The sequence below is a fragment of the Acinetobacter sp. YH12041 genome (assembly GCF_013419975.1).
In the GTDB taxonomy this organism is placed as follows: domain Bacteria; phylum Pseudomonadota; class Gammaproteobacteria; order Pseudomonadales; family Moraxellaceae; genus Acinetobacter.
On record NZ_VOZC01000005.1, the window covers coordinates 1 to 26,833 of the forward strand.

Below are 26,833 nucleotides of genomic sequence, written 5' to 3' on the forward strand. Positions count from 1 at the left end.
TCCAAATTGGATTGAATATCTCTCAGACTTTGCCTACAAGAGAATTGAGACATCAATATGGCAATAAACTGATCCCACCGGGAAGCCGCTCTAAATTTCTGTCCAACATGGTGTACTTTAGCAAGTTCTTCAAAATCCTGTCGCACAACAGGTTTAATTAGCTCATGAAATACGGTATTCTGATGTGACAAAACCTGAATCCTGGTCGTTAAAGTGTTTGTTTGCACTCATATTTTAACTGTTAGGACTCAGGTTTTTTTATTTAAAGCAAACTATGGGACAGCAGTGAACTCAAGGTTCTCTTTTTTAATATATTTTTCTCAGTTTGGTGCGTGATATTTATACCAATGTGCTGCAATATCACCCCGTCGGCAAATCCACACCTTTTCATGACCTTGCACATAATCGAGGAACTTTTGTAGGGCTTTAAAGCGTCCTGGCCGCCCTAAAATACGACAATGCATCCCGATCGATAGCATTTTTGGTTCAGTTTCACCTTCAGCATAGAGCACATCGAAGGCATCTTTTAAATATTGATAGAATTGCTCCCCGCTATTAAAGCCGCCCGGTGAACTAAATTTCATATCATTGCTTTCTAAAGTATAGGGGATGATCAAATGAGGGCGTGTTTCACCTGCCTGATTGGTCAATGTACTCCAAAATGGCAAGTCATCTCCATAGTTGTCGCAATCATATTGAATCTGAGGAAATTCAGCCAGTAACTGACGGGTATTTGGACTATCACGACCGGTATACCAGCCAGTCGGTGCTTTGCCGAACAGGGTTTCCAGTACGCTAATCGCCTGATCCATATATTGGCGTTCAAGCTCAATTGGCATGTCCTGATAATGCACCCAGCGCTGACCATGTGACACTACATCATAATTGGCTTCTTTAATCGCTTCGACTATATAAGGGTTGCGGATTAAAGCCATCCCAACCCCAAAAATAGTCATCGGCAGATTACGCTTTTTAAACTCGTTATGAATGCGCCAGAAACCTGCACGTGAGCCATATTCATACATGGAATCCATCGACATGTGTTTGTCTGGAAAGCTAGCCGCGCCGATAATTTCAGATAAAAATTGTTCTGAACCGGCATCACCATGTTCAATGTGGTTTTCACCACCTTCTTCATAATTCAGTACAAACTGAACTGCGACACGGGCCTGATTGGGCCATTCTACTTTAGGTACATCACCATGATAGCCAATCAAGTCACGTGAATAAGGCTGGTTTCGAATTTGATCTATGAGTTCTTGTCCGCGTAGATAGGTACTGGTCACGTTTAATCCCTGATGTGTTATATCAAACAGTAAAATTGAATAAGGGTGACAAGCAATTTATGCGCCAAAAAGGATCATTAAATTTTCATGAAGTTTCATTAATAGTTCGATCTAATCTAGGATGATTAGGAACTGTAAGACCATAATTATTGAATATTCTTTCTACTCTAAAATAGGAAATTTTATTTTTACTACATATCTTTTTAAGTTTTTCCTCATCTTTGGATGAAATTTTAATTCCACCAATTACAGTACAAATTAAATCTGTATAAGGAATTTTTTGGATCGGTTCATTTGTATAAGGTCTTAAAATTCTAAACTCTTTTTCATAGCTCCATTCTTCAGATTTCGTTGTATAGATCTCTAATATTTTCCATTTAGGTGATCCTAGACAGTATCGTGGACAACCAGCCCCTCTAAACTTTTAATATATTTCTGTTCAAAGGCTTCTGGACTTAACCAGCCGTTTGCAGAATGTCTTCTGACTCGATTGTAATAAATTTCAATATAGTCAAACAAGACAGCATTCGCTTCTTTTCGAGTCGAAAACACACTGCCATGTACCACATGACCTTTTAATGTATGAAAGAAGCTTTCAGTCACTGCATTATCCCAACAGTTTCCACGTCTAGACATACTCTGAGTACAATCATTTTTCAGTAACAGCGCTCTAAAATCACGACTACAGTACTGTGAGCCTTGGTCCGAATGAACCATAACACCAGTTGGATAACCCTGACGAGCCATTGCATAGTTAAACGTATCACACACCAACTGGCGGTCTATTCGATGGCTGGTTTGCCACCCCACGATACGACGGCTAAATAAATCTAGCATCACACATAAATACAACCAACCTTCTTTAGTGCGGATATAGGTAATGTCTGTTGTCCAGACTTTATTAGGCTGAGTAGCTGTAAATTGGCGATCCAACAAGTTGGGTGCTGTAGGCAAACGATGGGTTGAATCAGTCGTATGCTTGTATTTACGTGCAATCCTGCTACGTAAACCAAGCTTTTTTAGGATCCTTCCAATAGTACGTTCGCTCATGTTGTAACCTAAATCATGCATGTCATGTACTAATGAAGGTGCACCCAATCGTGCATGATGCTGCCAATATACGGCTTTTAAGTCATTATATTTCTGTGCCGTAATGGCTTGATGTTTTCGCCAGGCATAATAGCCTGAAGTGCTGACACCTAGGTATTTACAGGCAGAAGATACGGTGACTTCATTCATATCTAGATCTTGAATTACCGTGTACTTTTCTTGGCATGATCTGTTAGAAAGTACACATGCGCTTTTTTTAAGATGTCATTGGCTTCCTTGAGCTGTTTGACTTCTTTCTCTAATTCCACGATCCGCTGTTGTTCTGGTGAAAGTTGACGTTTGCTTGAACCTGCCGGATTCGTTTCACGAATCCATTTATCTAATGTTGAATAACCCACACCTAATTTCTGGGCGATTGCAGCTACAGACTCGTGTGAGTTTGAAAGTGCATAATCAATCGCTTGCTGTTTAAATTCGGGACTAAAACGTTTAGCCATTTCTTGAATCTCCAAAGATTAAAGTTACGTTATCTTTAGAGGGATGTGCTGTCCATTATTTTGTCTAGGATCACTTTTTAAACATACTCATCAAGATCAAAAATAAGAAAATACCCCTCATCCTAACCTTCTCCCAAAGGGAGAAGGAACTTTCCAAGAATTTATTTAAATAGTGGAAATTCCCTCTCCTTTAAGGAGAGGGTCAGGGAGAGGTAATTAAAACAAGAAATACCTTTGCGCCATTGGCAACACTTCCGCTGGCTCACAAGTCAAATGCACACCATCGGCACGAACCTCATAAGTTTCTGGATGCACTTCCATGACAGGACAGTAACTATTATGTTTCATATCCTGTTTAGTGACCTGGCGTGTCGCTTTACATGGTGAAATCAACTTTTTCAGACCTAATTTTTCATGTACGCCATTCTCAATTGCAACTTGTGACAGGAACGTAATACAGGTGTTATGCACACCTCGCGGATAAGCCCCAAACATCGGACGGTAATGCACTGGCTGTGGCGTTGGAATAGAAGCATTAATATCACCCATTGGTGCTGCTGCAATCATGCCACCTTTAATAATCATGGATGGTTTCACCCCAAAGAATGCAGGTTTCCACAGTACCAGATCGGCTAACTTACCTTCTTCAACAGAGCCGATTTCATGGCTTAAACCGTGAGTAATTGCAGGATTAATCGTATATTTGGCGATATAACGTTTGACCCGGTTATTGTCCCTATAGGCTGTATCACCTTCCAAAGGCCCACGTTGCACTTTCATTTTATGCGCCGTCTGCCAAGTCCGTAAAATTACTTCACCCACACGACCCATCGCCTGAGAGTCTGATGACATCATGGCAATCGCACCCATATCCTGCAATATATCTTCTGCAGCAATGGTTTCGCGTCGGATACGGCTTTCTGCAAAGGCCACATCTTCTGCAATCGCTGGATCTAAATGGTGACAGACCATCAACATGTCTAAATGTTCATCGATGGTATTGACGGTATATGGACGAGTTGGATTAGTTGAAGATGGCAATACATTCGGTTGACCAATGGCTTTTAGAATGTCCGGTGCATGTCCGCCACCTGCACCTTCAGTATGATAAGTATGAATGGTTCGATTTTTAAAAGCTGCTAAAGTTTCTTCTAGAAAGCCACTTTCGTTTAGTGTGTCAGTGTGAATCGCGACCTGCACATCGTACTGGTCGGCCACAGTGAGACAGTTATCAATCGCTGCTGGTGTCGAGCCCCAATCTTCATGCAATTTTAAACCCACTACACCAGCTTTAATTTGTTCTGCAATTGGCTCTGGCTGGCTCAAGTTACCTTTACCCAATAAACCAATATTCATTGGTAAATCATCAATCGCTTGTAGCATTGTGGCAATATGCCAAGGCCCTGGAGTCACGGTTGTCGCAGAAGTTCCAGCTGCCGGACCTGTACCGCCGCCGACCATCGTGGTTGTGCCAGACATCAGTGCCGTTTCAACTTGCTGCGGACAGATCCAGTGAATATGGGTATCAATTCCGCCAGCTGTTAATATTTGTCCTTCACCAGCAATGACCTCAGTTGCAGCACCCAATGGAATAGTGATATTCGGCTGAATATCCGGATTACCGGCTTTACCAATTTTCCAGATTCGGCCGTTTTTTAAGCCCACATCGGCCTTTACAATGCCCCACCAGTCGACAATTAGCGTATTTGTAATGACAGTGTCAGCCACTTCGGATGACAAAAGTTGTGATTGACCCATACCATCACGAATGACCTTGCCACCACCAAATTTAACTTCTTCACCATAAGTGGTGAAATCCTGTTCGACTTCAATGAATAATTCAGTATCAGCTAGACGAACACGATCCCCGACTGTTGGTCCAAACATTTCGGCATAAGCACGACGTGACATTTTCATGATTTATAAACCTTTATAATTCTGCTGCAATTTTTATGAATCGAGCTTGCCCATGACCCGCCCGGCGAAACCATAAACTTCACGTTTCCCAGCCAGTGCGACCAGTTCCACATCACGTTTCTGCCCTGGCTCAAAACGAATCGCCGTACCGGCAGCAATATTTAAGCGAAAGCCTTTGCCCAGCTCACGATCAAACTGCAAGGCATCATTTGCTTCGGCAAAATGGAAATGTGATCCGACCTGAATCGGTCGATCACCAATATTAGCGACAGTCACCTTCAAAATTTCCCGACCGACATTCATTTCAATATCGCTCTCAGGTGTAAAAATTTCCCCTGGAATCATATGCTGCTCCTATACGATCGGTTGATGGACAGTGACCAGCTTTGATCCATCTGGAAAGGTTGCCTCGACCTGCACTTCTGCAATCATTTCCGGAATGCCTTCCATGACATCATCACGTGTCAATAAGGTCGTACCGTAATGCATTAATTCACTGACCGTCATGCCATCACGCGCGCCTTCAAGCAATGCTGCAGAAATATAGGCAATGGCTTCCGGATAATTCAGCTTTAAACCTCGGGCTTTACGACGCTCTGCTACCAGACCCGCAGTAAAAATCAGCAGTTTATCTTTTTCTGTAGGATTGAGTTCCATAACTGGTTCCTCATTGATATATATGTATTTCTAAGCAAAATATGTGCAAGATTCGATATTTGGTGTTCTCTCTCCCTTTGGGAGGGAGTTAGAGGGAGGGTTTTAATAAATGTTTAATCACCTCTCCCTAACCCTCTCCTATAAGGAGAGGGAATTAAAGGATTACGTCCGCCAAATCCTCGGAAATGCCTCATCCAGACCGAACCAGTAACGTCTTAATCGAGCGCGAATTGCAGCAAAACCATCATGGCATTGACGGACATTATCTCCCAGAAAACGTGCACTAATTACATCGCCAAGCAAAGTCAAGGTAATCGGTACATCCATCCGCATAATAAGCTCACGAATTAAATCGAGATGCTGTTCCAGATAAAAACTCGCGCGATATTTTTCAGGCGGTACAGCCCAGAAGCTACCCATCACCGCATGTCCATTCATACCTAGACATGAACTGAGCCAGCGGTCATTGCCCTTAAAATTCAAGGTGTCTGCAACCAGCAATTTGTCTTTGCGCCAAAGCTGAAACCGGTTTTGATAAGCTCCCTGTGCAAACTGCTCATCTCGTGCCTGACGGCCGATCACCAACATATCCCAACCAATAAAACTGGCTGCTGCATCTAAGTGGACGATTGTTTCGGAACTGGCATTAGCCCCATCAAATAGCATAGTTTCTTGAGGTAGCCATTCAAAAATGGCATTGTCATTTAAACGGATATGAATGTGCTGAAAAGCCTGCTTGCCATTGGTTCTGTACCATTTACCCGCACCCGGTGTAGTCACCAAGGCATGGGCATTGGCATCCACCTGCATATCAAAAGTGAGATGATCTCCACCGGCGATCCCTGCTGGCGGATGCACGATAATGGCATGGCAAATCCCATTGGCTTCTGGCCATAACATTTTCTGGATGCGTACCGGTCCATGATGCCTGCGATGTTGCAAAATGGTTCGTGCAGTCTGTTGCTGTGCCTGAAATCCCATTTCCAGACGTGCATACCATAAGTTCTGCTGCGTGCTTTTTTCTGCCAGTTCGTACATCAACAAATCAATCCAATATCATCTGAAAATGATTTTCCAGGCATTAAGCCAGGCCAATGACAGCAACAACTGCAGCTAGACCACCAACGATCTGCTTGCCATAAGGCATATATTTTTTCACGAATGCACCTAGAGCCAAGCCTGCACCATAAATCAAAGCCATTGCTGAAACCATACCGACAATTAATAGCGATACATGTCCACCTTGACCCAGTTCACTTCCATGCGCTACGCCGTGGAAGCTGGCCAATAAGATTGCAGCGACAGGCAAAACCTTATTCGATTTAGTCCATAGCGCAACAGCTAAAATAACCAGTGAAGCGATGATGCCTGACTCAGCCAGTGAAGTTGAAAGCAGACCCTTGCTACCGAGCACAAAGCCTGCAACCATCGCTACTGCAAGACCGATGAGACCCGTGATTTTCCAGCGCTGATTTGTAGTCCACATCAATACACCAAAAGCAATTGCCATCATCAGGTGATCTAAACCGGTAAAAGGATGGACAAAGCCAGACCAGAATCCATTGTGATGGTCATGTCCCGCGTGAGCCATTGCCAACATAGGTAAAGCAGCAATACCTGCGACCAGTAACTGTTTGAATAGACGCATGATGAATTTCCCCTTAAGACTTAAATAAACCTTGTTTTTCGATAAAGCTGATAATCTCGTTCAAGCCATCTTGTGTTTTCATATTAGAAAATAAAAATGGTTTATCGCCACGCATCCGCTTCGCGTCCTGATCCATCACCTCTAGGCTGGCACCGACCATTGGCGCCAAATCTGTTTTATTGATAATCAGCAAATCCGACTTGGTAATTCCAGGACCACCTTTACGTGGAATTTTCTCGCCACCGGCAACATCGATCACGTATAAAGTGAGATCAGATAATTCCGGGCTAAAGGTTGCCGCAAGGTTATCGCCACCACTTTCAATAATGATCAGCTCCAGCCCATCAAACTTTTCACACAAATCATCAATCGCAGCTAGGTTAATGGACGCATCTTCACGAATCGCAGTATGTGGGCAACCACCTGTTTCTACACCCACGATACGGTCTGGCGACATCGCTTCATGACGGGTTAAAAAGTTCGAGTCTTCTTTGGTGTAGATGTCATTGGTCACCACTGCCATATTGTATTTTTCACGCAGTGCAAGACATAAATTCAGGGTTAAAGCCGTTTTACCTGATCCAACCGGACCACCAATTCCAACGCGTAATGGACTACGTTCTGACATGTTGATTTCCTTTTTTACAATTTCTTGGCACCAGTTTTAATGATGCTTTTCAATCTTTTTACTGCTGCTCTGGTCTGAAGATTACGACCGAAATAAGCGTGAATACTGGGTTTCATGCGACATGCTCAACATGGCATATTGCGGCAATGCGCTGCTGATTTCATAATCGTTCAAAGCTAATGCAGCCTGTACAGCTTCAGGAATTTCCTGATGTAATTGCCAAATAATCCGCTGCCCGCTCATTTGCCCGAGTGGAATGGTTTTTACTGCTGCCAGCACCTGATTTTCCAAAACCGTAAAGCTATAAGCAGTTAATACATCGGCAAGATCTAAACCCAGCTCACCACATAAATGTGCATACACCGGCACAAACCCTAATTGCTTTTTTACGCTCGGCGGCTGCTTTAACACATCTCTAATCCATGCATTCAAGGAAAATGCCAACTGCTGTGATTCAGCCAGTAATTCTTTGGATTCTCGGCTGGCCCGATACAGTTCTGCCCAATAGTGAAATTTTTCAGGATTATTAAAAGACTCCACCAGACGCTTGAATACGGGAAGCTCAAAACGCACCAGCAGCATTTCCAATACTTCTTGGAAATAGCTCACACAAGAGGCTTCATCATGCACCATGCCTTTTTCGATAGCGCTTTCCACCCCTTGTGAATAACAGTACGCTCCAATCGGCAATGCCGTTGAAGATAAAGTCAGCAAGCTGAGCAGTTGAGACGCATTAGTGATGGACATGATGTAAAGCCTTGATTGGGCTTAAACGGTGATCATGTTGATGCTGTGCATAAGCACCACTTTCAGGTTCAAATGGGTGCATGACTTCCTGAACTTCAAGACCTAAGCCTTGCACCATTTCAGCCAGTACATGATCCGGTTCAAAGTACAATGCAGTAGGTGTTAACATGAGAGGAACATGACGATTCCCCAGGTGATAGGCTGCTTTTAATAAGTCAAAGCTATTGTTTGTAGTTACCTGCATCAATTTTTCAGGTTTTGCATCGACTCGAAGAATGTCACCCTGTTCAGTTGCTATAAAATAACCACTACGCAAGATTCCAGTACGTGGTAAATCTGCACCAATATCGACACCATTTTTTAAAGTTGCACGAAAACGGCTCTTTTGTCGTGTATCGAATGTGAGTTCAAGAGACTCAAAATCACTTTCTGGTGCAATGTTTTCCAAACGTTGCGTATAAATTTTCATAACTACCCTACTGATGCTGATAAATCCTGTATTTGTTCCAAATTGAAACCAAATATTTTTAGCATTTAAAATTTGCATCAAAATAAAGCAGTTATCGTGCCAACTTGGATTTTAGTTATTTATTCATCTCTGTTAATTTCGTTTTGTGATACCCATTGCATAAAATAAATGTTATCTCAAGGATTGAGATCAGCTTTAACAGGATTAGTTTGAAAAATTTAAATAAGGCTTTAAATTCCGTTATAGTTCAAAAATCACAAACATAAATATGACCAATAAAATGATTAAAAATTTTTCTGTTTTAGCACTTTTAATTCTTTTACTACCATTGGCACATGCCGATTTTTCAATTGAACAAGAAATTCGAGGTGGCTGTAATAAAGTCAAAGCTTATGGCTTGTTAGGCAAAAAATATTATGATCAAAAACAATATAAAAAAGCTCTTGATCAATTTCAAGATCAAGCCTCTTGGACATCTTTCTGTTTATTAAATCAAGAAGATAGTAGGATGAAACTATCTGAACAGGATGTTGTTATAGCCAATAATAATGTGGGTTTGACTTATGCCAAGTTAGGAAAACCACTTTGGGCTCGTGCCTGGTTCTTACTTAATCCAGAAGCAACATCGAGCCAGTTTAACTTAAGTAAATTACCTACGCCCAAAGCATCTCATAGTTTAAGTGGTCAGTATATTCGCAGTAATCGTTTTGGCTTCTGGGATACCATTACAGTAACGAAAAACCAAAGTTACTATGAAATTAGTTATGAAGGATTATACTTTCCTTATCGAGGATTGATTTCTGGTCCAAATATGGGCGAATTTATCACTTACATGGCTCTGGATCAGAAAAAAACAACATATAAAACTGAAGATTGTAAAATTGATTTAGCTTTTAATTTTGATAAAAAATATGGACAACAGATTCTTGTAAAACAGTCAGGCATAAGTCCTGATTGTGGTTTTGGCTATAATGTCTCATCTGAAGGGACTTATTTAAAAGTAGAAAAATAATCATGAATAGACAATCCCTCTCCTGATCAAATCTAAAATATAAATGTTTAAATTTTTGCAAGAGAGGATTTGAGCTAGAAAAAATTAAATCGCCACTAAATCGCGAATCCCTTTTTCCGGCATTTCACTTCCAACACCCTGAGCAATCACTTGTCCACGTGCCATAACCGTATAACCATCTGCCAGTTCTTCAGCAAAGTCATAGAACTGTTCCACCAGAACAATTGCCATTTCACCGCCATCAGCCAGCTTACGAATTACCCGACCAATATCTTTAATGATAGATGGCTGAATCCCCTCAGTCGGTTCATCCAAAATGAGCACACGCGGTTCAGATGCCAATGCGCGGGCAATCGCCAGTTGTTGTTGCTGGCCACCGGATAAGTCACCACCGCGTCGATATTTCATTTCCTCTAATACCGGAAAAATCTCATAGAGATGTTCCGGTACTTTACGAGTTTTGGTTCCTTTAAATTTCGCCATGCCAATCAGAATATTTTCTTCAACGGTTAACGTCGAAAAAATATCTCGTCCTTGTGGCACATAAGCCAAACCAGCCCGAACCCGCTGTTCAGGACTCAGTTTGGCAATATCTTTGCCATCTAAAAGAATCTGACCTGATTTGATGGGCAAAATTCCCATTAGACATTTAAGTAGTGTCGTTTTACCAACGCCGTTACGACCTAGTACCACTGAGCACTCACCAACAGGCGCATTGAAAGACACATCACGTAAAATGTGACTACCGCCATAAAACTGATTTACCTCTTTAACTTCTAGCATCAGTCAGCCCCTTAACGTCCAAGATACTTTTCAATAACATCTTCATTGGCCTGGACTTCTGCCAATGTACCTTCAGCCAGAATCGCCCCTTGTGCCAGCACCGTGACTTTCTCACTAATAGTATCGATGAAGCTCATATCGTGTTCGACGACTACCAGGGTATGATTCTTTTTCAGTTCCAGACACAGTTCAGCAGTCCGTTCAGTTTCAGCATCAGTCATCCCTGCCACTGGTTCATCCAGTAAAATCAGTTTTGGACGTTGCATCAGCAGCATGCCAATTTCCAACCATTGTTTCTGGCCGTGAGATAAAAGCCCTGCAGGTTTGTGAATAAATTCCTGCAAGCGGATCTGCTGTAAGGATTCATCCAAGGCATTTTGTGCATCCGGATCGAGCTTGCTGAAAAAGCTTTTTTTCACCCGTTTATCTTTAGGTGCAGCCAAGAGCAGATTTTCCATCACGGTGAAATTTTCAAACACTGTCGGTTTCTGGAATTTACGCCCGATACCAGCTTCTGCAATTTCTTCAGTACTCATTTTCGCCAGATTATAGGTTTGGCCAAAAAATGCAGAACCTTCAGTAGGACGGGTTTTCCCGGTAATGACATCCATCAACGTGGTTTTACCCGCGCCGTTTGGCCCAATGATGCAGCGCAATTCACCTTCTTCGATATACAGCGATAAATCATTTAAAGCACGGAAAGCATCAAACCAGACACTGACTTTTTCCAGATAAAGTGCGATCCCATGGCTAAAATCTGGCCCTTGCTCTTTTGGTCGGCCATAGCCTTCAGAAGCATGGCCGCCATGAGGTTGTAAAATTTCACTCATTCGCTACGCTCCTTTTTAAAACGGTCAAATAATCCAATCACGCCTTTAGGCAGGAAGATGGTGACCACAATAAATAATGCCCCCAGAATTAATAACCAGGCTTCTGGATAAGCGACAGTAAAGTAAGTTTTAACTGCATTAATTAAGCCTGCACCCAGGATCGGACCGATCAAGGTACCGCGACCGCCAGCCGCTACCCAGACTGCCATTTCAATCGAGTTCACCGGATTCATTTCGCTCGGATTAATAATCCCGGCTTGTGGTACATACAGTGCACCAGCGATACCTGCAATCACAGCAGATAATACCCAGGCTGAAAGCTTGTACCATAAGGTGCGGTAACCTAAATATTGCAGACGGTTTTCACTATCACGAATCGCGCCAAGCACACGACCATAAGGTTTATTCATTAAATGGCGTAGACCAACAAAGCACAGCAATAACACCAGAGCCGTGATAAAACATAGGCTGGCACGCATCGGTGCTGATGTGATGTCCATGCCTAAAATGGTTTTGAAACCGGTAAAACCGTTATTCCCGCCAAAGCCTGTTTCATTGCGGAAGAATAAAAGTGCTGCCGCAAAAGTCATCGCCTGAGTAATAATCGAGAAGTAAACGCCTTTGATTTTTGAGCGGAAAGCAAAGAAGCCGAAAATAAAGGCAATTAGTCCTGGTACCAAGACCACAAGTATCATGGCCCACCAGAAATGATTAGTCCCCACCCAAAACCAGGGTAATTCAGTCCAGCTCAGAAAACGCATAAAGTCAGGCAAACCATCACCTGCTGATTGACGCATTAGATACATCCCAAAGGCATAACCACCCAAGGCAAAGTACAGGCCATGACCTAAACTTAAAATACCGGCATAGCCCCAGACCAGATCAAGTGCTAAAGCCACCAATGCCAAGCACATGATCTTGCCGATCAAAGTGACCCAATAAGCAGACAGATGCAGGCTCGAATCCGCTGGCAATAAATGTAACCATGGCAAGGCCAGTAAAATAACAAAACAGATCGCAATTGCGAGTGCGCTATAAGGTTTATCTGAAAGTAATGATGTGATTTTCATAGGCTTACTCCACAAAGCGTCCTTTAATGGCAAACAAACCTTGTGGACGTTTCTGAATAAACAAAATCACAAGAACCAAGAGAATAATTTTTGCCAATACTGCACCCATACCAATTTCCAGTACGGTACCACTGACACCCAGTCCCAAAGCGGCAAGAACTGCACCCCATACCTGACCAACACCACCGACAACAACCACAAGGAAAGCATCGATAATGTAGTTCTGGCCCAAATCTGGCCCAACATTACCCACTTGAGCCAAGGCACAGCCGGCAAGACCGGCAAGACCTGAACCCAGACCAAATGCCATCATGTCAATCCGGCTGGATCGGATACCGACAGCACGAGCCATTTGACGGTTTTGCGTTACGGCACGGACAAATAAACCAAAACGGGTTTTATTCAGTAGATAAACAAGTAGCAGCAAGACAGCTACAGTAAAGACAATAATTGCAATACGGTTATAAGGCAGCATCAGGCTTGGAGTAATCGAGATCCCGCCTGAAAGCCATGAAATGTTAGAAACTTCGACATTTTGTGCCCCAAAGATCATCCGCACCACTTGCATCAGGATCAGGCTCACCCCAAAGGTTGCCAATAAGGTTTCCAGTTGACGGCCATATAAAGGACGAATCACGGTACGTTCGATCAGCATGCCAATCGCTGCACTGACAATAAATGCCGCAGGAATCGCTGCGATCAGATACCAATCTACCAAACCACTAAAATGCGATTTAAAGAAACTTTGCACTACATAAGTGGTATACGCCCCGATCATGATCAGCTCGCCATGCGCCATATTAATGACACCAAGCAAGCCATATGTAATGGCTAATCCTAAAGCCGCAAGCAATAAAATACTGGCAGTACTTAAACCGGAAAATACATGTCCAGCCCATTCACTGGCCTGAATTCGGGTTTTGATACTACTTCTGGCATCGACCAGCGCTGCTTTTAAATCAGGATGCAGATTTGGCTGAGCCAGTTCATTTTCAACCAGTGCAAGAACGTCTGGTCTGTTGGAATCTTTTAAAACTTTTGCCGCTTCTATTTTGGTCAGGACATTTTCAGATTGATAATCCAGACGTGCTTTTAACTGGGCAAAACGTGATTTAACCGTATTGTTTTTTTCATTTAAATACATCTGATTGATGGCTTTAGCATCAAGTTCGGACAAGTTATTTTCCAGAATATCAATCGCCTCAAGTCGCTGAGAGGCTTCTTCTGAATTTAATTTCTTTTTTGCTAAACCAAAGGTCAGTGCTTTATTTAAGGTATTTACCAGCGTAATTTGCGATAAATCAGATGGCCAGGTTTCCACGGTTTTTCCGTCAGGATAGCTAACCAGTTTGTCTTCTGCTTCCAGAATATAAGTATTGCCTGAACTGTCAGTATAAAGCTGATCTTTTTCAACAAACTCTGCCAGCTGATCAAGTTGTTCAACACTGGCAGGCCACTGGTTTAATAAAGCACGACGAGTGGCAAAGTCCCCACGAACAAACTGCTGAATAGCATCAAGTGACTGTTGAGATGATTGCGATACGGTTGTTTCGCTAGATTGAGTTTCCGCATGCACCATATTGAGACACAAACACTGACTCAAAATTAAAAAAATGGCCGCGAGATTTAGGCGAGTGGACATGAGTGCCCTCCCTATTTATATATTTAACGCTGTCCCGTCCGGGAAATGAAAAACAAGAAAGGCCTACTGCCGGAGCAGCAGGCTTTGAGGGAAATTATTTAGGAATGTATGGGCTCCATGGCTCAGCAGCGATGGTTTTCGGAGTCTTATAAACCACGTCAAACTGACCATCACCACGGATCTGACCAATCATCACCGGTTTATGTAAATGATGGTTGTTAGCATCCATTTGTAACTGATAGCCAGATGGTGCATCAAAGGTCTGACCTGCCATTGCTTCACGAACTTTATCTACCTCAGTAGAACCGGCTTTTTCTACCGCCTGTTTCCACATATTGATACCCACATAAGTCGCTTCCATCGGGTCGTTGGTTACGAACTTGTCTGCATTAGGCAATTTGTATTCCACGGCATACTGCTTCATCTTGCCGCTGAATTCAGTATTTTTCGGATTTTTCACGGACATGAAGTAATTCCATGCCGCTAAATGGCCGACCAATGGCTTGGTATCAATACCACGAAGCTCTTCTTCACCTACAGAGAATGCCATAACCGGAATATCAGAAGCTTTTATGCCCTGGTTACCCAATTCACGGTAGAACGGTACGTTTGAATCACCGTTGATGGTTGAGATCACCGCAGTCTTTTTGCCTGCAGCAAATTTTTTCACATTGCCGACAATGGTTTGATAATTACTATGACCAAATGGTGTGTACTCTTCCATGATGTCAGCTTCAGCGACGCCTTTAGATTTTAGGAAAGCACGAAGAATTTTGTTAGTCGTACGTGGGTAAACATAGTCTGTACCTAATAAGACAAAGCGTTCTGCTTTACCGCCTTCTTCACTCATCAAATATTCAACAGCCGGAATCGCTTGCTGGTTAGGTGCAGCACCGGTATAGAAAATATTTTTAGACTGTTCCTGACCTTCGTATTGGACTGGATAAAACAATAAGCCATTTAACTCTTCAACCACTGGCAATACCGATTTACGTGATACCGAAGTCCAGCAACCAAAGATGACCGCAACTTTATCCTGAGTGATGAGCTGACGTGCTTTTTCAGCAAATAGTGGCCAATCAGATGCTGGATCAACGATAACCGGTTCAAGCTTTTTACCTAAGACACCCCCATTGGCATTGATTTCATTGATCGCCATCAACGCTGTGTCTTTTAATGAAGTTTCAGAAATGGCCATCGTGCCAGATAAAGAATGCAAAATACCAACTTTAATCGTTTCCCCACTAGTTGCAGCTGCTTTCGGCTCAGAGGTAGCGGCTGTTTTATCTTCAGGCGACTTTGAACAACCTGTTAAAGTTAGTGTCCCCAACATTGCAGCAACAATTAAATTTTTAGAAAACTTTTTTTGTTCGACTTTCATGTACTTCTCTCCAACCCTAGTTAGGCTTTTTTAGAAAATTTGAGAGAAGCTATTCAAATACTGTGCCACTTTTAATTTATAATTTTAAACAACTGAATTTTCATTATGATTATCTACTTCGAATAAAAATAGAGATTAAATTTTGCACCAATAAATACATGTTGCCCTAAAATAGAAAATAAAATCTGAGGCTGAAAATCAATTAATTAGACTATAAAACCTCAAAAAAGTGCAGCTTTTTAAATCAAGATCTTAAAAATGCTTGGTTAAGATGCACTTCTTAAGGTTTTTTTTCGTCAGTTTTAATTTTTATATAGCTTCGTTTTTAGTCAAATTTAATTCAATGACCTTATCTTCTTGTGCAATAAGCAATACATCTATCATTTTTATGGTCGATAAAATTGAATAATCTTACTTTTCTCTCCTGGAATCTCGTGCAAAAACATATATCATTTATAAATTTATTTTAATAAAGATAGAAATAAAAAATATCTTTATATCAATAACTAAATTTTAATTTAAAAATGAAATTATCAATAACATCTGGCTTTATCACTATTAAATTTTAATTAAATATGCTTTATCAACGCACTATTATTAAGAAAAATTTTAGAATTCTACGCTAAAGTCAATGAATAAACATGATAAAAATGTAGACGGTGCGATCAAAGTCTATCCTTTTTAGAATCTATATTTATATGTAAAAATTAAATAATAATTTGTGATAAATATCACACATTTAAGAAAAATCATTAGAAATTCGATGCTAACTCGTGGAATCAAACGATCCAAAAGTACGGCTCGAAGTATTTTTTCAATAACGATCGCGTACTCTTCAGCACCGAGAGTTAAAAATTTAGGGACTTCACTATGCAATTCAAAAAAAAATTTATGAGTATGTCATTAATCGCCATTAGTAGTTTAACTACACTCTCTACTGCTATGGCTGCAAATTCAGTGACAGGACAATTTAAAGTAAAGATTCAAATTGATTCTGCTTGTAATTTTTCTACTAGTGAAGCCCAAGATATTAATTTTGGGAATGTTCTTGCAGGAACTCTAGCATCAGAAATTCAAACTCAAACTTCTGCAACTGCTTTATCTGTCAAATGCTCTAAGGGCACGCCCTACATTGTTAACTTAACTCCATCGAATGGCAATACAACTGGCGCGGGACTCATGACCCATACAGCTGGTAAAACTGACACAATTTCCTATCAATTAAAAAGTGATAGTACAGGTTTGGTTTGGGGAAATACTGGAACCTCTGGTGCCAAAGGAAATAGCGTTAGCGGAATTGGTAAAGGTATGAGTATTGCTAATGAGCATGCAGTATATGCTTCAATTGAAAGTACAACTGACGTCAATATAGGTAATTACACTGATACCGTTACTGTCTCAGTAATCTACTAATTTCATGATGAACCGTTTTTCAGCTGCTTTTAGAAAATGTAGTCTGCTTGCCGGCATATTTGTGTCTTATAACTTGGCAATAGCAAGTGGTCTACAAGTTTCTCCCATTTCTTTAAGTTTACAAGCTAGAGAAAATGCCAGTGGCCTAACGCTTAGTAATACAGGTGACAAATTGGTACACGCGCAAGTACGTGTTTACCAATGGTTTCAGGATGATAAAGGTGATCAGCTCACGCCATCGCGTGGGCTGTTAGCCAGTCCGCCTATGATCGAATTAAAACCTGGAGAAAAGCAACTTATACGGATTATTCGAGCCAAATCCCCACCTAAAGGTACGGCTGCGGTAGAGGATACCTACAGGTTATTAATAAATGAGATACCTGTTAAATCTGAAGCTCCGCAAAATGGTTTGGCATTTACACTTAGTTATTCTTTACCTGTATTTGTCAAACCAGTGGGTATTTCTGAAACCACTCCCAAGTTGAACTGGACCTCATCTTTAACCTCAGATGGCAAATATTTACATCTCAGTATAAAAAATAATGGAAATGGACATGCTCAACTGGCAGATCTAAAACTCACGGACTCTACTGGAAAGCTTAATGATCTACATCCAGGATTGTTGGGCTATGTTTTGCCTGGCGCAATCATGCACTGGAAAGTAAAAATGCCAGCTTCTACATCGGCTTTTGGCGGAAAAATCAAGGTAATGATTAATGGAACTCAGTCGGTACAAGACATTATCTTGGATACACCCTCTTATTAAAGTCATCTTTTTTCACAGTATGGGAATATCAGCGAGCTACGCAGTTGAATTAGAAAACACTACTGATAGTGATCTGATTTCCTTGAATCTAAATCATTCTTCTAACGACTCATTTCATGGTCAGGACTTATATTTAGATGTAAAATTAAATGGTACCTACACTGGCATTAGCCATTTTTATTATGATGAAGATCAGCTCTGGGCAGATGTTACTATTCTGCGTCAACTTGGTTTTATTTTACCAGATGGATTAATTGAGCCTGTAAGACTGAATAGTCTTGCTGGTTTACAGGTGAATTATAATAAACAACAACAAACTGTTGATATTATTGCACCTTTAACTCTGCTTAATCTAAATAAAACGGTCATTAACACTCGGGAAAATAAAGCTCAGAAAGCGAGTGCGTCTCCGGGAATATTATTAAATTATAATCTTTATGGTACCCAGAGTGACCACCATTCAACCAGTTTAAATGCGTTTACGGAAATTCGCGCATTTAATGCTTTAGGTGTTCTCAGCTCTACCGCTTTAAGCAATGGCTACCGCTCTAATGATGAGCATAATAAATGGAATAAGCGGACAGTACGTCTTGATACGTATTGGAGTACCTCCTTTCCAGAACAAATGATCACCTTCCGTGCAGGCGATATTTTGAGTAGTGCTCTCTCATGGACACGTTCTACTCGCTTAGGAGGTTTACAGATCGGTACCAATTTTGACCTACAACCCTATAGAATTACTACGCCTCTATCTTCATTTTTTGGTTCTGCCACATTACCATCAGCCGTAGAGTTATACATTAATGGACTCAAGCAATATAGTGGTGAAGTCCCCGCAGGACCCTTTGAAATTAATACATCTCCTAGTTTTAGTGGTATAGGTGATGCTCAATTGGTATTAACCGACGCACTTGGACAAAATACAACTCTTAATTTTTCACTATACAATACCCATCGTTTGCTTCAGCCTGGTCTTTCTGATTGGTCCCTGGAATTAGGTGCTATCCGTGAAAATTATGGACTAGCTTCTTTTGACTATGGGAAAAATCCTATAGGAAGTGGTACATGGCGCTATGGTGTAAATAGATTTCTGAGCACAGAAACACATGCTGAACTTGGAAAAAATCTGACAAATGCCGGTATCGGAAGCACTTGGCTTTTAGGAAATAGAGGCGGCATTTTTTTTATTTCTTTTGCAGGTAGTGAACACGAAGGCCAGAGTGGAACTCAATACACTGCAAACTACTCATGGAATAATGACCATTTCCATATCAACATCAATAATATGGAAACTTTTGGAGATTATCGTGATGTCGCTTCACAATATGGAAATATATCTACACGCCGTCATCAACAATTTTCAACAGGTTACAGTGCGGTATACTTAGGCAGTTTAGGTTTAAGTTATAACAAGCTGAATTATGCGCAAGAAAATAGTACAGAATTCGCAAGTATTTATTGGGCTAAATCTCTTGGACAGCGTCTTAACCTGAATTTTAACTATAATTATGATATATCAGATTCTAAAAATAATAGTGCTTCACTTGGAGCAACAATTTCTTTAGAAAGAAATAAATCAGTCAGTGCACATATTCAACAAACGGGTCAACGTTATGCAACAGTAGTCGATGCATTACAATCTATTCCAAGTGCAGGTGGATTGGGTTGGCGTGCACAGGCACAAAATACTGTGAGTGATAATATTGATAGTAATCAGGCTGGATTATTTGAACTCAGTTATCTGGGACGATACGGACAATTACAAGGTGGTATAAGTAGTAGGGAAAATAATTTTTCTACCTATGCCAATGCCACAGGTTCACTGGTACTGATGGGGCGAGGAATTTTCGCTACACGCCAAATCAATAATGGTTTCGCCGTTGTCTCGACTCAGGGAATTGGAGATGTCCCTGTACTTCTGCAAAATAATCGTATCGGCATGACTAACAGTCGTGGTCTTTTACTAGTTAGCCCATTAAGTGCCTATCATAGTAATAAAATCAGTATTGATCCTATGGATTTAGCTGCTGATCTCTATATTGATACCGTAGATATTGAAGCAATCCCAACTGATCGAGCTGGAATTCTAGTTAATTTTAATATTAAACCTGTAAGTTCAGCCTCAATTATTCTTCATAATGTCCATGACCAGCCCTTAGCTACAGGGAGCCAAGTTTACCTTTCCTCTAAAAAAGACAAACCATCAGGTATGGTCGGTTTTGATGGCGAAGTATATTTAGAGGTTTTGGATCAACACAATATTCTCAAAGTAATTACTCCCTCTAAAGAGATTTGTACTGCTAGCTTTGATTATTTAAAACAAAATGATGATATCCCACTTATTGGACCTTTAGTCTGTCAGCAGGTAGCTAAATAATGAAATTATTTCTTAAGAATTTTGCTCTTTTTTTAGTTCTATTTACTACATTATTATTTATTAAAAATGCCAATGCTGCTGATGCTACATGCACCGTGAGTGTGAATGCGGGCATAGTAAATTTTGGGAATTTAACTCTTATTAATATAGAAAATATTAATATACCGGCTATATTAAATTATACTTGTACCAATAATGACTTAACACCAAGGTACATAACCGTTTGCCTTTCAGTGGGTGATGGAGATGGAGGCAATGGTTCTGGAAATATCCTACCTCGTTATATGAAACATACGAATGATTCTTCTGCACGTTTAGCCTTTACTATGACCTTACCGGGAAATCGTTTATGGGGATCACGTTTTATAAGTAATAGTAATGAATATAAATCTCAAGAGTATCGTGTAAATGGCAGGAGTTCTTTTACTGATAGTGTGGAAATTAATATCAGCATACTTCCAAACTATAATAATCATTTAGCAAAGCCGGGTACATATATAAATAATTTTAATAGTGGCCATACCTTAATGACGGTTCAAGATCGACTTCTATCTATCTCTTCGGACTGTTCATCGGGAGGTTCAACAACCGGTCAGTTCCCTTTTAAAGTCCAAGCGACTGTTATTCCTAGTTGCGAAATTACAAGTACTTCAGATATTAATTTAGGAATTTTTTCAGCAGGAAATCAGAATATCTCAGGAACTAATAATTTTGATGTAAGATGCACAAATAGTGTGCCCTATTATATAGGATTAGCGCCGTCGAATAAAAATAATCTGGGCTCAGGTATTATGAACGGTACTAGTGGTAACTTAGATAAATTGTCTTATCAACTACGTTCAACAAATGGGTTAGAAGGTAAAATCTGGGGTAATACTGCTACCTCAACTAATGTAGGAAATGGAGTATCAGGTATCGGTACAGGGTCTACTAATACACATCCTATATATGTAACTGTCCCTCAGACTGATGTTCGACCTGATAATTATTCTGATACAGTAGATATTCGGATTAATTATTAACTTTTTTGAATTTTAGACGGTTTAAAGCACCTCAAACTCAATTCTGCGATTTTTTTTACGCCCTTCGGAAGTTGTGTTATCAGCAACTGGTTTATTCGAACCAAGGCCTTCAGTGCTTAAAGATTCTGCCGGAATATTCTTATGAATTAGATAAGTTTTAACCGCATCTGCACGTTGCTGACTCAAGATGATATTTTTATCAGCATCTCCAGAACTGTCTGTATGTCCTAAAATCTTGACCTTTTTTCCACGCACACGTTTCAATACAACTGCCATCTCATCTAAAATCTGCACCCCTGAGGTGGCTAAAATTGCACTACCAGATTCAAATTCAATAATACGATTTTTTAATGCAGCATCAATGATTTGCTGTTCTGCCTGATTCAATGAAAGCTGGGTATTTAAGCGAAAATTTACTGGTGTCAAACTTTGAAATCTAACTTGAGTTGTTTGTAAATCTTCAGGATTGGACAATTTTCCTGTCAGCTTAATCTCTGTTCCGTTTACCGTTAAATTGCCCTGTTTCACCTTTTTAAGATCATCATTAATCACTTTCGTTACTGTATTTATCCAGTTACTCGGTGTTGTAACCTGGCGAACCTGAATCTGATCCACCACATTTTGCTGTCCATAGATGCTATAAGCTTTAGCCAAAATCTCAGCCTTTATTTTTTCATTTGGCACTGCCCCTTCAATCAAAATCGGTTGAGCAAAAATCATAAAGCTTGTACTTAGCCCTAAGACACCTATTAGTATTTTTATTGGGTCAATATAGTTCTTTTTTTGCATCTTATTCTTCAATAAATGTTTGTTTAAAAATTTGAGTAATATTAGTCAGGCTCATCCGTGGTTGATTCAGTATTTGTTCTAACACTGCTAGTCCTGCATTTTGTTCTAAATAAGGATCAATCCAATCCGTGTGCACCAAGGACACCCAATGCTGACTCTGCATATTTTGATTAAAAATATCGCCTAAAGCCGTACTGTCAGTACCTTGGAAGCCACATAATAAAACCGGTTGATCTGCATGCAACAACCCAATAAATAAATGACTAGACTGTTTCTGTATAAACAGGCTGATCAGATTGATCCAAAATGCAGCGATTTCATAGCTATAGCGCACGTTATGAATAGGTAAAATCAGAATTTTATTTAAACGGGCTGTACCCTGCTGAATAATGGGTTGCAGCAATAATCCGAGTGCAATCAGTGTTTGTACCAGTTCATATACTGAACCCCCCATAAGCCTAGACAGCGAATTCAATGTCTGCGTATCATAAAATTGCTGAACATCTTCAGTACTATATACCGAACTTTGATCGGTTAATTTGCTTAATTTATCCAATAAAATATCCGGATTCTGAATCGAGCGTATCACCCGATTACGCTGATAAAGCTCGATCAGCGTCGGTTTAAATCGGTAAGTTAAATACATCAGGTTTTCATAAAGGTGATGTGTTTCAATAACTTGTCCTAAAACCATTGGAAAATGACGGCCTGAATAATCTTCACTGCTGATCAGATTTGCCACCAAAAACTGACCTACCTGAAGATTGACTAGGAAAAAATCTAAAGATGGCAATTTGGTATAATGCTGCTTGAAATTGTTAGACCGCATCGCATATTCAAGCGCTTTACTGATCCAACGGTCTATAGATTGAATCAGCCCATGCTGGCCTTGGGATTTTAAGAAGTCACCATGAGCTGGGCATTTTCCATAATAAAAAGGCTGGGTCGATAATTTATACATCGCCACTCACCTCAAAATTCTGCTCCCATAAATTGATCCACATCATGGTGCAGTTGCCTCTAACTTTTGCTGGCTAGTCGCCGTCGTTAAAGATGACGTTAACTGACCATTGTTAGTTGCCGATTGTGCAGCAACCACTCGAACTGCCTTGTTTGACATGACCTGATCAACCAGCTGTAAATTGTGATAACCCGCACCTCCTGCAATCGAACTAGAAGTATCTCCACTGACCAGACGGAAATTAACTTTTACTGCTAGGCTCGGCTGCGCTTTGCTCTGCCAAACCATTTCAAAAATATTCCCTTTTTGCTGCCGCTGCGCTGAATCAATCAACCGATTAATACCATATTCACCTGGCTCATCAAAAATGGTATGGGTCTTCCCTTCAAGATCGACTACGCTAATCCGTGCACCCGGAATCGTTCCGGGATTTGGCCAGATAAAATTCACCCATTGTTGAATGCCATTTTCAAACTGCATATGCTGTCCATCAATCTCAATGCTATAGGACAATACATTCGGATTTTCCAAAGGATAGAACTGGAAATTTGACTGATTTGAAGAGATTGCTCTATTCGAACTTTGGTTTAATTCGCCTGTAGCGACTCCATGTACAGGCGCAACATAATTTTGAAAATTTGACACAAAAGCAGGATTCAAACCGACGCCTAAATCCTGCCAGGTTTTAGAAGTCAGCTGATAGCCACGACGAATTACTAAAGGATCCAGATATTCTTTTACAAAGCGGGCAATACTGCCATTTTCACCAAAAATCTGGTTAATCTCGGCCGTTGTTGCCTGAAGGCTGGCTTGGCTGCTAAATGGGTATTTATGTGCAAGACTATTGTTAAATGGCTGATAAGCGTGAATCTGCCATAACTTATTGATTTCAGCCTGTGCTGGTGGCATCAGACTCGAAAAGGCCTGTGTCAGTGGTGCGACTAAAATCTTTTGCAGGATTTGTTGATCGAGTTCCTGGCTTCCTGTAGACATTTTTTCAGTGACAAATTTCTGGCTTAAATTAAAGATAGAATTCTGCTCATGAATCGTTTGTCGCAGTAAAGCCATACTCGCTGGACCAATATCTCCTGAACTTTTCAGGTCATTAAACTGACTACGCATCTTGCCCAGTAACACAAGATATTCATCCAGTAATGATTTGTTTTGCAGGTCATCTCGCTGGCGGACAATTTGGTATAGCACCTGAAAATCTTGGGCAATTATGCCTTGAGACAAATGAGCAGCTGTATTTTGTGCCAGACTGGCCTCATCACGTCTTAAAATTTTGCGTTTAAACCAGGCCATGAAACCTTTTTGTGGCATCGCTAATTCCGCTTGAATCATTGGATTATCCCAACTGGTTTCTTTGGCAACACGTTGCAATAAGATTCGGATTGGAGAATGTTCTGTTTCTCCCAGAATATCCATCCGGCGGATCTGCTGATCCATATCGGTAGCTTTAATATAATGAATGCCATTCAAGAACTTACGCCATTCAGCAATATATTCTTTTTTATACATCTCTGTGAGCTGTTTACGGATTTGTTCCGGACTGCCACTAAAACTGAGATCATCAGATTTTGAGACATTCAGTACCCAGTCTTTACTCTCGGTCGGATTTTGTGCCGCCTTTTCAATCGCAGGTTGTACATACTCGCTCCAGGCTTGATAGCTAAAAAAACCCGGTATGGCATAACTACCTAACATCGTGGATTGAGTATCTTGTTCTAGTATCTGCTTTAATGTCAAAGTGGGGTAACGCACCGAAGCACGCATTTTTATCTCGTTATAGACGCGATCTCGTGCCGAAACGCCTGTTGTAATCGCGGTTAAAATCTGACGGCTTTGCTCGACCAACACCGCATCAGAATTTAATTGAGGAAAATGCTGGTGATTGGTTAAGGTCATGGCATAACTTAATAGCTGTTCAGCTTTCTGAATCATCTCGGCACGAGGCATCTCACCACGATGAATATCCAACCAGGAACGCCAGAAACGGGTGACCTGATCACTCAGATGTCCCGCCTCTATATACTGCCGATTACTTAGCATCAAGTAAGTTTTCAAGGCATTATAAGCATCTTGCGGATTCTGCTCAGACGGTTCTGATATCACTTGTTGCACTTGAACAGTCTGCTGTACAGGTACATTAATATAATTGGCTTTCAGATGAGCTTCATTTAATTTGAGCTGTTGTAAGTATTGGGCAATATTTTGTTGTGTGGGTTGCAGTACTAGCAGCTCTATCCCTTTTAAATATTCAGTTTCTAGCTGTTTCCGAATTTGATCACCTTGATAGAGTCCAAAACTGTATTTGTATGGAAGCTGCTGTTCATATTGATCCAATTGTTGTAAATGATCTTGCAAAATCAATAAAGAATCCAGCTGGGTCGAGAGTTCATGACCAGATTGCTGATGCAGCTGCACAACTTTATTTAAATCAGTCTGGATTTCGCTCATTAGTTGCTGGTTATTACGATATGACCAGATCCATAAACTGAGTACAATTGCAACTGTCAGCAGAGTGCCTATAAACCCGATAAAACGCTGACGTTTACGCAGCGGGTTAATCTGTTGTTTAACCAGATTTTTATCTTTTAAAATCACTTCTGAAAACAGGTTTTTTAGAAAATATCCATGATCTTGAGATATCGATCGTGTAGGTAGACCAAATTCACCATCTTCATTTTGAATCAGGTGAAAATCTTCAGCAATCTGTTCGGTTTTTGGGCTTTCAATGGTTCCTTCCTGCAGGGCACTGGTAAAGTAAAAGCCACGAAAGACCGGTTTAAACTGGTAAGGATTTTCCTGAAATAGGGCTGAAATAAAGGTTCTTAATACCGGTTTTAAACTTTTAAACTCAAGCGGAAAAGTCATTACACTTGGTGAAATATATTGCGAATGACGACGTGACAAATGGGTATGACTGACATTTTTTAGACCGTCATATAAAATATTATAATGCTTTTCAAAGAGCTGAACCGCATTCTCACTGGACTGAGGATCGTAGGCTAAGGTAGCACCCCAGGTCTGATTGAACTCATGCTCGCTATAACAATCAAAAAATTCAGTAAAGCCGGCAATCAGATCCATTTTAGAAAAGATCAGATACACGGGTGTCACAACTTCTAAACGTTCAGTCAAGTCCTGAATCCGGGCACGCAATTTTTTTGCCAGTTGAATTGATTTATCTGGGCTCTGGCTCACCAGTTCAGCAATGCTGACAATGACAATTAGCCCATTAATTGGTGCTTTGGAACGACTCTTTTTTAGAATATTGAGAAAACCCAGCCATTCGGAATGATCTTCGCTATATACTGAATAACGTCCGGCTGTATCCAGTAAAACACCGTCTGTAGAGAAAAACCAGTCACAGTTTCGTGTACCACTTAAACCAGCAGACACCGTTTTACGATGGGTTTCTTCAAACGGGAAATTTAATCCAGAATGATAAATCGCTGAACTTTTTCCTGCTGCCGGATTGCCAATGACCATATACCAAGGCAACTCATAAAGGGCCGCATTGCCTTTACGATCCCCCAATTTAGATTTTCGGAGAAGTTGGATTGACTGCTTCATTTGCTGATTAATCAGTTGTAGTTCTTCCTTATTTTTATATTTATTTTCTGCTTCAGCATTTTTGGACATGGCCTCAGCTAGCGCCTTACCCTTTTTGCCATGGCGATAGCGTTGAATCAACTCGTAAATTCCCCAGCCAACCAGAACAGTAATATAAACAGCTGCCAGACTCCAGAAGACCCGATCAGATACGGTATTCTTCATCGAAATCAGAACAACTAAGAAAGATAGGGCCATGATCACTTTAGGATGAGTGACATATTGCCAGACATAACCTAGGACCGTATAAATTAATGTATTCACTATAAT

General features: G+C 40.7%; 24 protein-coding genes. 5 read left to right on the forward strand and 19 right to left on the reverse strand.

All coding sequences use genetic code 11. The annotated features are described in order from the left end of the window. The 11 genes from FTU00_RS05130 to ureE form a co-directional block, all read right to left on the reverse strand. On the reverse strand, nt 1-191 hold a 191-nt coding region (locus FTU00_RS05130), incomplete at its 3' end, for a DUF4372 domain-containing protein (protein WP_180179247.1). Nucleotides 192-320: 129 nt separating this feature from the next. Continuing rightward, nucleotides 321-1,286 carry an allantoinase PuuE gene (gene puuE, locus FTU00_RS05135; protein ID WP_180179248.1) on the reverse strand — a complete coding sequence of 322 codons (966 nt, stop codon included), beginning with the start codon at nt 1,284-1,286 and terminating at the stop codon, nt 321-323. 387 nt (nt 1,287-1,673) lie between these two features. After that, a protein-coding gene (locus FTU00_RS05140) for an IS3 family transposase (protein ID WP_180179249.1) occupies nt 1,674-2,833 on the reverse strand; the annotation gives its coding sequence in 2 pieces (ribosomal slippage) (nt 1,674-2,599 and nt 2,599-2,833; 1,161 coding nt in all). A 216-nt stretch (nt 2,834-3,049) separates the two neighbouring features. Further along, entirely contained in the window at nt 3,050-4,750 is a 1,701-nt protein-coding gene (gene ureC, locus FTU00_RS05145) for an urease subunit alpha (protein WP_180179250.1), read from the reverse strand. A 33-nt stretch (nt 4,751-4,783) separates the two neighbouring features. After that, entirely contained in the window at nt 4,784-5,095 is a 312-nt protein-coding gene (locus FTU00_RS05150; RefSeq protein WP_180179251.1) for an urease subunit beta, read from the reverse strand. A gap of 9 nt (nt 5,096-5,104) precedes the next feature. Beyond that, nucleotides 5,105-5,407: an urease subunit gamma gene (ureA, locus tag FTU00_RS05155; RefSeq protein ID WP_004785859.1), complete on the reverse strand. Its 303-nt coding sequence runs from the start codon at nt 5,405-5,407 to the stop codon at nt 5,105-5,107. A 162-nt stretch (nt 5,408-5,569) separates the two neighbouring features. Further along, on the reverse strand, nt 5,570-6,445 hold the full coding sequence (locus tag FTU00_RS05160) for an urease accessory protein UreD (protein ID WP_180179252.1): 876 nt from the start codon (nt 6,443-6,445) through the stop codon (nt 5,570-5,572). Nucleotides 6,446-6,488: 43 nt separating this feature from the next. Then, complete coding sequence (locus FTU00_RS05165; protein ID WP_180053668.1) at nt 6,489-7,055, reverse strand: HupE/UreJ family protein; 567 nt, start codon at nt 7,053-7,055, stop codon at nt 6,489-6,491. Between the two features lie 13 nt (nt 7,056-7,068). After that, a complete protein-coding gene (ureG, locus tag FTU00_RS05170; RefSeq protein WP_004785864.1) occupies nt 7,069-7,683 on the reverse strand; it encodes an urease accessory protein UreG in 615 nt (204 codons plus the stop codon). A gap of 81 nt (nt 7,684-7,764) precedes the next feature. Then, the gene (locus FTU00_RS05175; protein ID WP_180179253.1) at nt 7,765-8,430 is read right to left on the reverse strand and encodes an urease accessory protein UreF; all 666 of its coding nucleotides are present in this window, start codon (nt 8,428-8,430) and stop codon (nt 7,765-7,767) included. Beyond that, a complete protein-coding gene (gene ureE / locus FTU00_RS05180) occupies nt 8,417-8,899 on the reverse strand; it encodes an urease accessory protein UreE (RefSeq protein WP_034705323.1) in 483 nt (160 codons plus the stop codon). The genes FTU00_RS05175 and ureE overlap by 14 nt, the downstream gene beginning before the upstream one ends. Before the next feature lie 268 nt (nt 8,900-9,167). On the opposite strand from ureE, the gene FTU00_RS05185 reads away from it, so the two are divergent. Beyond that, nucleotides 9,168-9,911, forward strand: a complete 744-nt coding sequence (locus FTU00_RS05185; protein WP_373686170.1) for a hypothetical protein — start codon at nt 9,168-9,170, stop codon at nt 9,909-9,911. Between the two features lie 84 nt (nt 9,912-9,995). On the opposite strand, the gene urtE is transcribed toward FTU00_RS05185, so the two are convergent. The 5 genes from urtE to urtA form a co-directional block, all read right to left on the reverse strand. Beyond that, nucleotides 9,996-10,694: an urea ABC transporter ATP-binding subunit UrtE gene (gene urtE / locus FTU00_RS05190; protein WP_125278701.1), complete on the reverse strand. Its 699-nt coding sequence runs from the start codon at nt 10,692-10,694 to the stop codon at nt 9,996-9,998. A gap of 11 nt (nt 10,695-10,705) precedes the next feature. After that, nucleotides 10,706-11,524, reverse strand: coding sequence for an urea ABC transporter ATP-binding protein UrtD (gene urtD, locus FTU00_RS05195; RefSeq protein ID WP_034171447.1), 819 nt, complete (start codon nt 11,522-11,524; stop codon nt 10,706-10,708). Further along, complete coding sequence (urtC, locus tag FTU00_RS05200) at nt 11,521-12,594, reverse strand: urea ABC transporter permease subunit UrtC (protein WP_034705328.1); 1,074 nt, start codon at nt 12,592-12,594, stop codon at nt 11,521-11,523. The genes urtD and urtC overlap by 4 nt, the downstream gene beginning before the upstream one ends. 4 nt (nt 12,595-12,598) lie before the next feature. Then, nucleotides 12,599-14,236, reverse strand: coding sequence for an urea ABC transporter permease subunit UrtB (gene urtB / locus FTU00_RS05205; protein ID WP_180179255.1), 1,638 nt, complete (start codon nt 14,234-14,236; stop codon nt 12,599-12,601). Nucleotides 14,237-14,330: 94 nt separating this feature from the next. Beyond that, on the reverse strand, nt 14,331-15,569 hold the full coding sequence (urtA, locus tag FTU00_RS05210) for an urea ABC transporter substrate-binding protein (RefSeq protein WP_373686176.1): 1,239 nt from the start codon (nt 15,567-15,569) through the stop codon (nt 14,331-14,333). Between the two features lie 918 nt (nt 15,570-16,487). On the opposite strand from urtA, the gene FTU00_RS05215 reads away from it, so the two are divergent. Genes FTU00_RS05215 through FTU00_RS05230 form a run of 4 tightly spaced genes read left to right on the forward strand, consistent with a single transcriptional unit; the run spans nt 16,488 to nt 21,195 of the window. Continuing rightward, entirely contained in the window at nt 16,488-17,030 is a 543-nt protein-coding gene (locus FTU00_RS05215; RefSeq protein ID WP_180179257.1) for a spore coat U domain-containing protein, read from the forward strand. Nucleotides 17,031-17,034: 4 nt separating this feature from the next. After that, a complete protein-coding gene (locus FTU00_RS05220) occupies nt 17,035-17,796 on the forward strand; it encodes a molecular chaperone (protein ID WP_257229785.1) in 762 nt (253 codons plus the stop codon). Continuing rightward, on the forward strand, nt 17,747-20,173 hold the full coding sequence (locus FTU00_RS05225; protein WP_180179258.1) for a fimbria/pilus outer membrane usher protein: 2,427 nt from the start codon (nt 17,747-17,749) through the stop codon (nt 20,171-20,173). Before FTU00_RS05220 ends, FTU00_RS05225 begins: the two co-directional genes overlap by 50 nt. Beyond that, nucleotides 20,173-21,195 (forward strand): spore coat protein U domain-containing protein, encoded by a 1,023-nt coding sequence (locus FTU00_RS05230; RefSeq protein ID WP_180179259.1) that lies wholly within the window; start codon nt 20,173-20,175, stop codon nt 21,193-21,195. Before FTU00_RS05225 ends, FTU00_RS05230 begins: the two co-directional genes overlap by 1 nt. Before the next feature lie 21 nt (nt 21,196-21,216). Here FTU00_RS05230 and FTU00_RS05235 read toward each other — a convergent pair whose 3' ends face one another. Genes FTU00_RS05235 through tssM form a run of 3 tightly spaced genes read right to left on the reverse strand, consistent with a single transcriptional unit; the run spans nt 21,217 to nt 26,827 of the window. Beyond that, nucleotides 21,217-21,984, reverse strand: coding sequence for an OmpA family protein (locus FTU00_RS05235; protein WP_218951762.1), 768 nt, complete (start codon nt 21,982-21,984; stop codon nt 21,217-21,219). Nucleotide 21,985: 1 nt separating this feature from the next. Further along, entirely contained in the window at nt 21,986-22,945 is a 960-nt protein-coding gene (tagF, locus tag FTU00_RS05240; RefSeq protein WP_180179260.1) for a type VI secretion system-associated protein TagF, read from the reverse strand. Nucleotides 22,946-22,987: 42 nt separating this feature from the next. Continuing rightward, on the reverse strand, nt 22,988-26,827 hold the full coding sequence (tssM, locus tag FTU00_RS05245; RefSeq protein ID WP_180179261.1) for a type VI secretion system membrane subunit TssM: 3,840 nt from the start codon (nt 26,825-26,827) through the stop codon (nt 22,988-22,990). Nucleotides 26,828-26,833 lie beyond the last annotated feature (6 nt).